Origin of the sequence: Selenomonas sp. oral taxon 138 str. F0429, from assembly GCF_000318175.2 — a bacterium.
GTDB lineage: Bacteria > Bacillota > Negativicutes > Selenomonadales > Selenomonadaceae > Centipeda > Centipeda timonae.
In genome coordinates, this window is the sequence record NZ_KB290952.1 from 116,962 (window position 1) to 130,141 (window position 13,180).

Below are 13,180 nucleotides of genomic sequence, written 5' to 3' on the forward strand. Positions count from 1 at the left end.
CTCCCTACTCCGTTTTTTCCGTCTGGATGCGGCGTCCGGCGGGATCCTTGTCGTTTTTCTTGCTGTCGCCGCCCTTCGCATCTTCCTTGGAACCGGAGGTTTTCTTGCCGCTCGAGACCACGAGACGTACGGTACTGCCGCTGTCCGCCTCACTGCCTGCAGAGGGCGACTGGCTGACGACAGTGCCCGCCGCCTGTGTGCTCGCCTCCTCCGAGATGCTACCAACCTTCAGGCCGCTGCCCTCAATCATCGTGCGCGCACGATCCGAGGGAACGCCCTTCACATCGGGAACGCTGATCTTCTTGACCTTCTGCCCCTTACTGACGGTGATGTCCACGGATTGCCCCTTGCTGATCCGCGTCCCGCTGCGTGGATCCTGCGAGATGACCGTGCCGCTGTCCTCATCGGAGAACGTCTCGTAGGCAGAACCGAGGCGCAGCCCCATCTGCTGGAGTTTGTCGATCGCATCCGACTGTTTCAGTCCGCGCAGGTTCGGCATCTCGAGTTCCTCGCCGCCCTTACTGACATAGATGGTGATCGTACGCTCCTCCTTGACCGTTGCACCTGCCTCGGGGCTCTGCGACACGACGACGCCCACGGGCACGGAGGCATCATAGGTCTCGGCGACCGTGACGCGCAGATGCTGATCCTCGAGAATCTGCCGTGCGAGCGTAAGCTGCTTGCCCGTCACATCGGGCACTGTGATTTCCACAGAGCTCCAGAACTTTCCAAAGCTCAGGAAAAATCCTGTGAAGAAGCCGAGCAGTAGAATGAGGACGAGACCAAATTTGAATTTCTTCGTGCGGAAGAAGGACTTCTCCTCTGTCTCCTCCATTGCCGTCTCTTCCTCCGCCTCCACAACGGCGCTGATCTCCTGTGCCTCCACAGGCGTGAGAACGCGCGTCGCATCGGGATCGAATGCCGGCATTGCCGCCGTGTCGCCGCGCATCATCTGCTCTGTGCGCATGATGTCCTGCACGAGCATACGGCTGTCCGGGCGCAGAGCCGGGTCCTTTGCCATCATACGCGTGACGAGAGCCTCAACCACGGGCGGAATGTTCGGCACGAGGGAGCGCACGGGCTGCGGCTCCTCCTCGAGATGTTTGCGGGCAATGCTTACTGCCGTATTTCCATCGAAAGGAATTCGTCCCGTCAGCATCTCGTAGAGGACGACGCCGAGGGAATAGACATCCGACTTCGGCGTGATGATCGTTCCGCGCGCCTGCTCGGGCGAGAAGTAATGCACCGAGCCCATGATGTTGTCATTGTAGGTCATCGTGGACTCTGTAACCGCGCGCGCGATGCCGAAATCCGCGACCTTGACGTTGCCGTCGGGCATGACAAGGATGTTGTGCGGCTTGATGTCACAGTGCACGAGGTTGTTTGCATGCGCCTGTGCGAGCGCCCCTGCGATCTGACGCGTGATATGCAGCGCCTCGGCGGCGGGCACGGGTCCCTCCTCCTTGATGCGCTCCTTCAGCGTACGCCCCGGAACGTATTCCATGACGATGTAGTGCCGCCCCTCGGCGACACCGACATCGAATACGTTGACGATGTTTGGATGCGTAATGCGCGCTGCCGCCTTTGCCTCGCGCTGAAAACGCGCGATGAACTCCGTGTCATTCTCGTACTGCTGGTGGAGAATCTTGACGGCGACGGTGCGCTCCAAGAGCTGATCCTTTGCCCGATAGACATCTGCCATTCCGCCGCTGCCTACCAGCATTTCCAGCGCGTAGCGTCCATCCAAGACACGCTCGACCATGTTCGTTCCTCCTAACGCCTCTGCCATCACTATCTCAGAAAGGGTGCGTTGAGCGTATTCATCGCTGCCCTTCAAAATACGTTCGTATCACCTGATGTGCAATCCCTGCCGCTGCGCGCCCGCCGAAGCCGCCCTCCTCCACGAGGACGGCAACGACGATCTTTTGACCGCCGCGCTCTGCCGAGCCGATGAACCATGCGTGATCTGTTCCGCTCGCATTCTCTGCCGTGCCGGTCTTGCCCGTGACGCGCACACCGGCGACATCCGCCGCCGTGCCTGTACCTGCGGCAACGACATCCGCCATATAGCCGTCGATGACAGCCGCTCGTTCCGCCGCCGTCGCTGTCCGCCATACCTGTGGACGCGCCTCATAGAGAGGTGTCCCGTCCGCTGTCAGAACCTGCCCGACCAGATACGGCTGCATCATGCGCCCGCCATTTGCAAAGGCATCCGCAACGAGCGCCATCTGCAAGGGCGTGACGAGCAGCGCCCCCTGCCCGATGCCGAGCTGCGCGATCTCCCCGTCACCGAGTGATTTTAGATCAGGGACATGCGCCTTTGCCATCGGAATCTCGGTATCCGTCAGCTCCGCACCGATTCCGAAGCGATCAAACGCCGATGAAAGACCGCTGCTACCAAGGCGCAGGGCGAGCGTCGCAAAGGTGACGTTGCAGGATTCGCGCAGCGCATCTGCAAGTCGGAGCTTTCCGTGCACCTCGCCATGCGGCTCATGAAGTACGTAATCCGAACCGATCGCAAGTTCCCCCGTACAGGTGAACACCTCGTCGGAATTCGTCACACCCGCCGTGAGCGCAGCGTCGGCAATGAGCGTCTTGAATGTCGAGCCGGGGGGGTAGAGCCCCTGCGCCGCGCGGTTCAGCAGAGGGCTGTCCGCGCGTGCCGTGAGTTCATCCCAGTTCGCCGCCGCAGAGGCGGGATCATAGGAAGGAGAGCTCACCATGGCACGGATTGCCCCCGTCTCTGCATCCATGACGACGACCGCACCGCGTCGCCCGTCAAGAGCGTTCCATGCGGTCTCCGAGAGCTGCGCATCGACGGTCAGGCGGACATCATAGCCCGCATCTGCACGCAGAAGCGTACGCAAAGGTCCCATATGCGCGACATCCAAGGTCACGCCGCTGAGTTCCTGCCCTGCCGTCTGCTCCACGCCCGTTGCGCCGTAGCGCTCCGTCTGATAGCCTGTCACAGGCGCGAGGATTCTGCCGTAGGGATAGGAGCGCATACCGTCCGCCGCACTCTCCGCGAGCACGTTCCCCGCACGATCCACAATGCGCCCGCGCCGAATGCCCTGCTCCATCAGCGCAGAGCGCGTATTGAGCGGATGGACGGCGAGCATATCCCCATCCCAAACACTCAGCTTTGCGAGATAGAGAATTTGAACACCGAGCAGGGCGAGCAGGAATGCCGCCGCGACTGCCATATGCTTTCGGAGTTTCCGATCAGCCATCCGCCGCCCCCCTCCTCTCGCCCGAGAGCGCCGTCAATATGCCGACAAGAATGAAGCTCGCCGACATTGAGCTGCCGCCATAGCTGACAAACGGCAGCGTGATACCCGTGAGCGGCAGGAGTTTCGTCACACCTGCCGTGATGATGAACGCCTGTAGCAGGAGACTTGCGGCACAGCCCGCCGCGAGCAGCGACTCCTCCGCACGCGGCACGCCCATCGCGATGCGGCTGCCCCGCCAGAAGAGAAGAGCGTAGCACATGAGAACGAAGACGGCTCCGATCAGCCCGAACTCCTCGGCAATCGCCCCAAAGATAAAGTCCGTGTGCACCTCGGGGATGAGCATCGGATGCCCCTCTGCAAAGCCCGTCCCCCAGATGCCGCCCGTACCGATGGCAAAGAGCGACTGCACGACCTGATAGGACATACCGTTCGGATCTGCCCACGGATGCAGCCAGATGTCGAAGCGCACGCGGACGTGCCCGAAGAGCGCGTAGCTGAGTGCCGCCGCCACGAGGATGAACAGCCCCGCGAGGAACACGTAGGACTTACGCCCCGTCCCCATATAGGTCATAAGCACCGCCATCCCGAAGAAGAGCAGTGCCGCGCCGAGATCGCGCGCGATGACGAACATGAGGACGGCAAGCCCCCAGAGTACGACGAGCGGCGCGATGAATCGCACGGGCGGCAGATGGAGAAAAAGGAAGCGCCGCGCGGGCAGGGTCAGCACTGCGCGATGGTCGGCGAGATACGCTGCAAGAAAGAAGATGAGCAGGATCTTACCGAACTCCGAGGGCTGCACGGAAAAGCCGCCAAACGCGAGCCAATTCGTATTGCCGCCGATGCTCACGCCGAACAGCAGCGGGAGGAGCAGGATGATCGTCGTCGCAATCCCCAATACATAGGGATAGGCGAGGAAATTCCTCAGACGCTCCCACAGAACAACCGTCAGCGCCCAGAAGGCGATGCCGACGCACGCCCATCGAAGCTGTGCCGTGAACAGTTCGGGCTTCAGCCGTGCAATCTCCGCAAGGCCGACGGCGAGAAGCAGATAGGCGAGCGAAAGAGGAACGCTGTCCAATCTGCGCTGCGCCGCAAGTACATAGCTTGCGACGCCCGCGCAGATGAGGAGTGCGAGCCACGGCAGATATGCGAGCTGCGTGTGCCAGTCAAATACCCATCCCGCCTGCCCTGCCCCCTGTTTCAGAAACAGAACGCCGAGCGCGCAGAGGAGCAGCCCCACAGGCGCGAATTTCAGACCCGCTGTCATGGCATTTCGTAGGCAAGGGCAATCGCCGTGATATTGTCGCTGCCGCCCCCTGCGAGCGCCTGCTCCACCATGCGCTCCGCTACATTTGCAAAATCTCCACCGAGCAAGGCGGCAAGCACGGCATCGTCCACCATATTTGTCAGACCGTCCGTCGCGAGGAGCAGACGGTCGCCCGCCTCAAGCGGGAAGGAATCCCCGTCCACGTGCAGCCGCTCCTCGATGCCGACGGCACGCAGGAGAACATTCTTGCGCGGATGGTGCTGCGCCTCCGCCTCGCTGAGTTCACCGCGCGCGACGAGTTCCTCCACATAGGAGTGGTCGCGCGAGACCTGACGGAATACGCCGCGCCGCAGGAGATAGAGACGGCTGTCTCCGACGTGCGCGTAGTACGCCATCCCTGCAGCTTCATCCACATGGAGGACGGTCGCCGTCGACCCCATCCCCTCGTAGGAGGCGTTCCCCGCCGAGGCATCCAGCACCTGCTGATTGGCGCGCAGGACGGCGCTTTTCAACGTCGCCGTATCCATCGCCGCCCCCTCGTTTGCCATATCGTGGACGGCGGCGACCACCATGCGGCTCGCGACCTCGCCCGCCGCATGACCACCCAGCCCGTCGGCAACGACATAGACCGCAGGAGCAAATACGCCGTAGCTGTCCTCATTCGATGTCCGCACGCGTCCGATGTCCGACGCACTCGAAACCTCTATCATGTGCTTACCTCTCAAAACGCAGGGCAACGGCGCCGATGCGAAGGACATCGCCCGCGCGCAGATACGCCCGCCCCGTCAGCAGCCCATCGTTCAGATAGGTGTGATTGCGGCTGCCCAAATCCTCTGCGATATACGAATTCTCTCTCTGATAGACACATACATGATGATGGGATACAAAATTATCCGCAAGTACAATATCGTTGTCGGGGCTGCGCCCGATTGTGAGCTCATGTCCCACGGGAAAGCGCCGCCCCGCGAGCCCCTCGCCCGCGATGACGAGGAAGGACGCTGCGCCCTGCTGCGCCTCGGGCAGACGCGCCGTCTCTTTGATATCTCTGTGCAGCGTACGGAACATACTGCGCCCGAGGCGCAGTACGGCGTACGCAAGCCAGAGGAGCGCGCCGTATTCGAGCAGAACGCGCAGCGCCTTCAATGCGAGCGCCGGCATCACAGTACACCGTAGCGCAGTGCCGTCGTGCCGAGGCGGATCTCATCGCCGTCGCGCAGCCGCTGCGCCGTGATGCGCGTGCCGTTGACGAAAGTGCCGTTGCGGCTCTCGGCATCATACAGCACATGACGGTGCTGCTCATACGCAATCCACGCGTGTACGCGCGAGACATTCGAATCCGTCAGGATGAACTCATTGCGCGCCATACGCCCCATATAGATCTTGCGCTCTCCCAGACGCACGGATATGCCCTCGTCCGCGCCGCCAAGCACCGTAAGCGTCGCAATCTCATGTTCGGGCGGAAGGTTCAGACAACGCGCCTCTATGATGGAGGGGCGCTCGAGCACGATGGTCTGCGCCATCGTATCGTGAGAAACTGTACCCTCCTCTACGGGCACACAGTCGTGCTGCACACGCGCCGCGAGATGATAGGAGCCTGCGCGCAGCTCCTCATCGAGCGCAAAGCAGATGCCGAGTTTCCCATCCATCACAAGATCCGCGCGAATGATATATTTCTTGAGTGCCACAGCAAGTTCATCCGCCACGCGGTGTGAGCAGAGGCGCTGATAGTCCTCCGTGCCGAGCGAAATGACGTAAGCGTTGGCGAGACGTCCGCCCGCGCCCTGCTTCTTTGCTTCCTTTTCGAGCCCCTTGATAAGCTCGACAGGCTCGAGGTGACTGCTGAACTTGCGATTGAAAAAGCCCTCGATATGCTCTCCCAGAAAAGATTCCACGCGATCAATCATCGTGCAATACTCTCCTTTGGTAACGAAATAAATACAGAATAAACTGCTTAACTGTTATATCATACCACAAAAATATGGAAATTTATAGTCCAGCTTCCATCAGGCGGTTGCGCAGCTGTCCGCACGCCGCCTGAATATCAATTCCCATCTCACGCCGCAGGGTCACGGCAATGCGCCGATCCTCGAGCGTCTTTTGAAAACGGCGGATGGCAGCCTTGTCCGGGCGGAAGAGATTCCGCTCGGCGACGGGGTTGATGGGGATGAGGTTCACACTCGCAAGCTGTCCGCGCAGGAGCTTTGCGAGCTGCTCCGCTTCGCGTGCGGAGTCGTTCAGATCGCGGATGAGAATATACTCGTAGGTGACGCGCCGCTTCGTCCGCTCCGCATAGGCACGCGCCGCGCGCAGCACATCCGAGAGCGGGTAAATGCGGTTGACGGGCATGATCTTCGAACGCAGTTCCTCTGTCGGCGCGTGCAGCGAGATCGAGAGTGAGATTGGAATCCCCTCCTTCGCCAACCGCTCAATGCCGGGTACAATGCCCGAAGTCGAGAGCGTCACGCCGCGATAGCCGAGGCCGATTGTGTACTCCTCGTGCAGCAGGCGCAGCGCCGCAATCACATTGTCATAGTTCTCGAGCGGCTCGCCCGAGCCCATGACGACGATCGTATCGACGCGAGCCCCCTCCTGTCGCAGGAAATCCGCCATGCCGATCACCTGCGCCGCAATCTCCCCCGCTGTCAGATTGCGCTGCAGGCCATGCAGTGTCGAGGCGCAGAACGCACAGCCCATGCGGCAGCCCGCCTGTGTCGAGACACAGACGCTGTTGCCGTACGGATGACACATCAGCACCGTCTCTGCCGTCTGCCCGTCCGTGAATTCATAGAGCAGCTTGATCGTCGCCCCGTCCGCAGAATGCAGACGCGAGACGACCTTCGGACGCTCGATAGAGAAATGCGCGGCAAGCTGCGTACGCAGCGCCTTCGACAGATTGTCCATCGCATCAAAAGAAGCCGCACCGCGCTGATACATCCATCGGACGATCTGATCCGCGCGGAAGCGGGGAATATCATATTCTTTGAGCGCATCAGCAAGCGCCTCTTTTGTCAGACCGAAGATGTTTTTCATGTCCGCCTCATGCGCGCGATAAAGAAGCCGTCCGGTCCATCCGTCTCCGGCATGATCTGAACCATCGGCTCCGCAGTCTTTTGCTCAGGCAGGAATGCGCCCGTCTGCTCGAGAGTAAAATGGGGATGCGCGCGCAGGAAGTCCTGCACAACGGCGGCATTCTCGCATTCCTCCATTGTGCACGTGCTGTAGACCAGCACGCCGCCCGACTTCACCGCCCGTGCCGCACTTGCAAGAATGGCACGCTGGATGGGCGGCAGGGTCTTTCTGTCCGACGCGCTCTTCTTCCAGCGTGCATCGGACTTTCGCCTGAGCACGCCGAGCCCCGAGCATGGTGCGTCGACGAGCACGCGATCCGCCATGGCCTCGTATGCTGCGCCAATTTCCCGCGCATCGCGCATCTCAGCCTCGATGATGGAGATGCCGAGCCGCCGTGCGTTCTGCTCAATGCGTCGAATCTTCTCCTCGTAGATGTCAAACGCCAGAATGCGCCCGCGATTCTCCATGCGCTGAGCGATATGCGTCGTCTTCCCGCCCGGCGCGGCACAGGTATCGATCACCGTCATGCCCGGCTCTGCCCCAAGTACATGTGCGACAAGCATCGAACTCTCATCCTGCACCTGTGCGAGTCCCGCGCGCAGCGGCGGCAGATCATCGAGCGCCCCATGCGCATGCAGGACAATGCCGTCCGGCACCCAGCGAGAGGCGCGTGCCTCTGCCCCAGCAACTGCAAATTGCTCCATCAGCGCGGAGCGGTTCGTACGCAGCGTATTCACGCGCACGGAGAGCGGCGCGCTCGTATTATTGCAGAGACAGAGCGCCTCCGTACGTTCGTAGCCGTAGGCGCGCATCCAACGCTCGACCATCCACGCAGGATGCCAAGACCTGAGCGCAAGTGCGCGCGCATCCCGTCCCGTAGGCAGAACCGCACGCTCTGGCGCGCGCAGTGCCGCGCGCAGAACACCGTTGACGAACGAATCCGCACCCCTGCGCCCATGTTTTTTTGCCAATTCCACCGCAGTATTGCACGCGGCAGACGGCGGCACGCGATCCATGACGAAGATCTGATAGAAGCCAAGCCGCAGGAGTTCGCGGATGGCGGGCTGAACCTTGCGGATGTCGGCGACGTACTGCCCGATCATATAGTCGAGCGATTCCCCCGCCTTCGTGACACCGTAGACAAGCTCCGTCAGAAAACGGCGGTCGCGCTCCGCGAGCACTGTATCGCGCAGCGTCTGTGCGAGCGCAACATTGGCATATGCGCCCTCCGTATGCACTCTTTGCAGCACCTGCATCGCCAGCTCACGCACGCGGTCGATTTTGTCCTCACGATACCTCTGCATTATGCGCCTTTCTCTGTGACCTGATCCACGGGTTCGATGATCTCCTCAAGCTGGCGGCGCACCTCAGCCATATCCACACTCGTGTTGTAGCACGGACCGTTCGGACGGATGTTCAGCACGCCGACAGCCGGCAGGGGAAATACATCCTGAATGCCGCTCATCAAATCGCGCTCACACGCGATTGCAAGCACCGCCTTCGGACGCATATTGTAGATGATCTGACGCGCGAGTGTTCCGCCCGTCGCAACGAAGAAATGGAAGCCCATCTCCTCCGCGAGTGCCACGAGGTCGCCGATGTTGCAGCCACCGCATCGCTTGCAGTTGTTCGGGTCACGCGTCACCTTATGCGGGCAGCTCGCAAGCTGCAGACAGTGCGGCGTTACGACGAGCAGACGGTTTGCGGGCACGCGGATGTGCATGCGGTGAAAGAGCAGATTGCTGACCGCGATGAACGACCCCTCGAGCCTGCGCCGCTTGACGCCAAATACCGCGCCGAGGCGCACTGCCGCAGGAAAGAGCAGATTGATCAGCTCGTACGTCTGCCGCTTCATCCACGGCAGATACGGCAGCCCCGCGATGGCAAGCACCATATTGAAAATCCCGAAGAAGGACAGCAGGACGGCAAGCGTCAGCGCCCCCCCGATAATCCACGGCAGTGCCGGCTGAATGCGCTCAAGCCCCGGTACACCGATGTACCATATACCAAAAAGAAGCGCCGCTGCGAGCACGGTCACGAGAAGCAGCATCCCGATAAAGAGGCGTTTTTTCGGGCGCGACGGGAGAGCGATGGTCTTTTTCTCACCAGCCTTCTTGCCATTCACCGTCAGCGTCTCGCCGCTCATGGCGAAAACCTCGCGCCGACGGTCAGCGCACAGCCATTCAAAAAGGCGTTTGCCGCCATCATCTTCTTCCCGGGCGCTTGAATCTCCGTGATTTCCACGTCCTCATCACCCGCCGCAACGACGAGTCCCGCCTTGGCATCGGCAGCGATGATCGTGCCTACCTCTGCGCTTGCCACGCGCCCTGTGGAGCGCAATGCCCCAACCTTGTAGGTATCTCCTGCAAGCGCAGTCTGCGCGTAGGGTGTCGGATTCAGCCCGCGCACGAGGGCGTCCAGAGCCCGCGCAGATTTCGACCAGTCGATGACAGCTGTCTCGCGCGTGATGCGCGCCGCATACGAGGATTCCCCCGTCTGCGGCGTGCGCACAAGCGTCCCTGCCGCGAGCTGCTCCAACGTCTCGACGAGGAGACTTGCCCCCGTCTCCATCAGCGCATCATGAAGCGAGCCATACGTCGTATCCGCATGGATGGGCACCTCACGGCGGAGGAGCATATCGCCCGTATCGAGACCCGCGTCCATCTGCATCGTCGTGATGCCCGTCACCCGCTCACCTGCCATGATGGCGTGCTGAATCGGCGCCGCCCCGCGCAGCTTCGGCAGGAGGGAAGCATGCACGTTGATGCAGCCGTGTACGGGTACATCGAGCACCTCCTGAGAGAGGATCTGACCGAACGCCACGACGACAGCAAGGTCGGGCGCAAACGCGCGCAGCTGCGCGACAAAGTCCGCATCGCGCGCACGCACGGGCTGCATGACGGGGATATCATGCGCGAGCGCCCACGCCTTGACGGGCGACGGGCTGAGCTTCTTTCCACGCCCGCGCGGACGGTCGGGCTGCGTAACAACCGCGACCACCTCGGCGAGATCGCTGCGCGCGGCAATCGACGCAAGCGTCGGCACGGCGAAGTCCGGCGTCCCCATAAAGACGACACGCATTCTCGTCACTCCTTTTTCTCCTCCTTGCGCAGACTCACGGCAATGTCGATGAAGAGTCTGCCGTCGAGATGGTCGCACTCGTGCTGAATGCAGCGCGCGAGTAGCCCCTCCGCCGTCAGGCTGCGCCTGCGGCTGCGCCGATCCGTATACTCCACCGTCACGCGCTCCGCACGCTCCACATCGCCGTAGACCTCCGGCACGGAGAGGCAGCCCTCGGAGTCCGTGACAGAGCCTTCGCGCATCGTGATGACAGGATTGATGAGTTCGAGCAGCCCATTCTCATCCTGCACGTCGATCACCACGATCCGCAGCGACTTCCCGATCTGCGGTGCAGCAAGCCCCACACCGTCTGCGGAGTACATCGTCTCCGCCATATCGTCGAGCAGCTTGCGATGCCACTTTGTGAGGCGGTCGACCGGCGCTGCCACTTGTTTCAGAACGGGATCACCCGCTTTTTTGATGTCCAGTATCGCCATAGTTTTTCCCTTACTTTACATTATATGTGCAGATTGTAGATCCGCACGGCATTATCATAGAACACCGCGTCCCAATGCTCCTCGGGTATGAGCAGCTTCGTGAACGCAATGTAGTCGTCCAGATTTGCAAGCGGCCAATCCGTCCCGAACATCAGGCGGTCATAGGCATTCAAATATGCAAGCCAGCCATGCAGCTGCTCGATGTAGAACTTCTTGTGCTCACAGAATAGCGCAAAATCCTGAATTTTTCCCGCAAGCATCCCCGAGAGGTCGGCGCTCACATTCGGATTCTTCTCCATCACGGCAACTGCGTCCGTGAAATACGGCTCGCCGAAATGACACATGACGAAATGCACATCGCGGAACTTCGTCGCCGCCTCGTCCATCACATTCGGATGCGCATATTTCAGCAGCGCCTTCTCCGTCGCCGTCAGTCCCGTGTGCACCGCAACAGGCTTTTGATACCGCGCGGCAAGTTCATAGACGGGCGCAAGCATATCGTCGTAGATATAGAAATAATGATAGCCCGGATAGAGCTTGATGCCGACGCATCGCTCATTTTTTAGATGCTGTTCGAGCGCGGGCAGAAGCGTTTCGATGCGCCCCTCCACGATCTCCGTTACACCGTCGCCCCCGATTCCAACGCAGTAATGAAAGATATCGGGATAGTTCGGACTCGTCTCCTCCACAGGCAGATTGCCCATCACGATGCCGTGGACAATGTTCGACGCACGAAAGTCGCGGCGCAAAGCCTCCTCCGTATTCTCGTGCCCCGCCGCCCGCGCAACGGTATCAAAATACTCCCCTCTGCCAAAGTGCAGATGAGCATCAATGATCTTCATATATATTCTCTTTCTAAAAATAACTAAGTATCACTATCCGTTTAGTTTACCATATCCGTCAATAGTTTTTCTGTAACCGAAGAAACAAATAAATGCAGATTCTAAGCTTCCTTTTTCACGATTCGAGCCAAAATGTACAAAAGAATGCACATCGACTGTGCTATACTGATGATCAAGGAGGTGCAGAAGGATGTATGCAAGCGGGAGCAAAAAGATGCTCAACATGATGATTCTGGAGATTCTTCGAACGCATACAGATGAGGAACATCGTCTGACACAGCAGGAAATCATCCGTCTGATGAAGCTGATGTACGGCGTCACCTGTGACCGCCGCTCGGTGCGCAGCAACATTGAGGCATTGCAGGAAATGGGCTATGAGATTGAGGTACGCCCAGGATACGCACTCATTGATCGGACATTCGACAATGCAGAGCTGCGGATGCTGATCGACAGCGTACTCTTTTCACACGAACTGTCTGCAGTGCAGGCAAATCGCCTGATCGAAAAGCTGAAATCGCTTGGCAGTCGTTATTTTCAGCCAAAGGTATCCCATGTGGCTCATCTCTCAAAGCTCCACCACGCGGAGAATGCACAGGTAATGCACACTCTGGACGTGCTGAACGATGCCATAGAGGCGAAGCACAAGGTGCAGTTCACCTACAATAGCTGTGGTACAGATTTTCGACTGCATCCGCGGCGGACTGCGCCATACGTGGTAAATCCCTATCAGATGGCTGCACAGAACGGTCGCTATTACCTCATCGGCAACTATGATGCATATGACAACGTCTCGCATTACCGCATTGACCGCATTACAGACATCAAGATGCTGGATGAACCTGCAAAGCCAAAGAGCGCAATCCGCGATTTCGCACAGAGATTCAGTCTGCCGCGCCACATGGCGGAACACATCTATATGTTCAGTGGAGAGAGTGTCACCGTTCAGCTTCGAACATACACCTATATGATGGATGCGCTTACGGGCTGGTTCGGCAGGAATTTCCGCCTCAAATTGGAAGACGAGGAGCGCATGCTCGTAACCCTCCGCTGCAACGAAGAGGCGATGAAGTATTGGGCGCTGCAGTTCGGCATATATGTCGAGATCATCTCACCCGAGCGTCTGCGCACAGCAGTAAAGGATGCGCTGCGGCGCATGTGTGAGATCTATGGGCTGGAAGCCCCTCCTTGTTCCCTGAAAACTAAATCAAATTGATC

The 13,180-nt window shown here is 59.8% G+C and carries 13 protein-coding genes; 1 reads left to right on the plus strand and 12 read right to left on the minus strand.

From position 1 onward, the window contains the following. Positions 1 to 4: 4 nt before the first annotated feature. The 12 genes from pknB to HMPREF9163_RS10590 form a co-directional block, all read right to left on the minus strand. Entirely contained in the window at positions 5 to 1,762 is a 1,758-nt protein-coding gene (pknB, locus tag HMPREF9163_RS10535; RefSeq protein WP_037347059.1) for a Stk1 family PASTA domain-containing Ser/Thr kinase, read from the minus strand. Positions 1,763 to 1,820: 58 nt separating this feature from the next. Next, positions 1,821 to 3,230, minus strand: a complete 1,410-nt coding sequence (locus HMPREF9163_RS10540) for a penicillin-binding protein 2 (protein ID WP_009441779.1) — start codon at positions 3,228 to 3,230, stop codon at positions 1,821 to 1,823. After that, positions 3,223 to 4,497, minus strand: coding sequence for an FtsW/RodA/SpoVE family cell cycle protein (locus HMPREF9163_RS10545; protein WP_009441780.1), 1,275 nt, complete (start codon positions 4,495 to 4,497; stop codon positions 3,223 to 3,225). The genes HMPREF9163_RS10540 and HMPREF9163_RS10545 overlap by 8 nt, the downstream gene beginning before the upstream one ends. Continuing rightward, entirely contained in the window at positions 4,494 to 5,207 is a 714-nt protein-coding gene (locus tag HMPREF9163_RS10550; RefSeq protein WP_009441781.1) for a Stp1/IreP family PP2C-type Ser/Thr phosphatase, read from the minus strand. The genes HMPREF9163_RS10545 and HMPREF9163_RS10550 overlap by 4 nt, the downstream gene beginning before the upstream one ends. Positions 5,208 to 5,211: 4 nt before the next feature. After that, entirely contained in the window at positions 5,212 to 5,655 is a 444-nt protein-coding gene (locus HMPREF9163_RS10555) for an FHA domain-containing protein (protein ID WP_009441782.1), read from the minus strand. Next, positions 5,655 to 6,401 (minus strand): DUF3662 and FHA domain-containing protein, encoded by a 747-nt coding sequence (locus HMPREF9163_RS10560; RefSeq protein ID WP_009441783.1) that lies wholly within the window; start codon positions 6,399 to 6,401, stop codon positions 5,655 to 5,657. The genes HMPREF9163_RS10555 and HMPREF9163_RS10560 overlap by 1 nt, the downstream gene beginning before the upstream one ends. 82 nt (positions 6,402 to 6,483) lie before the next feature. Continuing rightward, positions 6,484 to 7,527, minus strand: coding sequence for a 23S rRNA (adenine(2503)-C(2))-methyltransferase RlmN (gene rlmN / locus HMPREF9163_RS10565; RefSeq protein ID WP_009441784.1), 1,044 nt, complete (start codon positions 7,525 to 7,527; stop codon positions 6,484 to 6,486). Next, positions 7,524 to 8,870 (minus strand): 16S rRNA (cytosine(967)-C(5))-methyltransferase RsmB, encoded by a 1,347-nt coding sequence (rsmB, locus tag HMPREF9163_RS10570; protein ID WP_009441785.1) that lies wholly within the window; start codon positions 8,868 to 8,870, stop codon positions 7,524 to 7,526. Before rsmB ends, rlmN begins: the two co-directional genes overlap by 4 nt. Then, complete coding sequence (locus tag HMPREF9163_RS10575; RefSeq protein WP_009441786.1) at positions 8,870 to 9,712, minus strand: DUF116 domain-containing protein; 843 nt, start codon at positions 9,710 to 9,712, stop codon at positions 8,870 to 8,872. The genes rsmB and HMPREF9163_RS10575 overlap by 1 nt, the downstream gene beginning before the upstream one ends. Then, a complete protein-coding gene (gene fmt, locus HMPREF9163_RS10580; RefSeq protein WP_009441787.1) occupies positions 9,709 to 10,647 on the minus strand; it encodes a methionyl-tRNA formyltransferase in 939 nt (312 codons plus the stop codon). Before fmt ends, HMPREF9163_RS10575 begins: the two co-directional genes overlap by 4 nt. Positions 10,648 to 10,652: 5 nt before the next feature. Next, complete coding sequence (gene def, locus HMPREF9163_RS10585; RefSeq protein WP_009441788.1) at positions 10,653 to 11,123, minus strand: peptide deformylase; 471 nt, start codon at positions 11,121 to 11,123, stop codon at positions 10,653 to 10,655. Between the two features lie 20 nt (positions 11,124 to 11,143). Further along, the gene (locus tag HMPREF9163_RS10590) at positions 11,144 to 11,965 is read right to left on the minus strand and encodes an amidohydrolase family protein (RefSeq protein WP_009441789.1); all 822 of its coding nucleotides are present in this window, start codon (positions 11,963 to 11,965) and stop codon (positions 11,144 to 11,146) included. A gap of 190 nt (positions 11,966 to 12,155) precedes the next feature. Here HMPREF9163_RS10590 and HMPREF9163_RS10595 point away from each other — a divergent pair, with 190 nt between their 5' ends. Beyond that, entirely contained in the window at positions 12,156 to 13,178 is a 1,023-nt protein-coding gene (locus HMPREF9163_RS10595; protein WP_009441791.1) for a YafY family protein, read from the plus strand. The last annotated feature ends 2 nt before the right edge of the window (positions 13,179 to 13,180 follow it).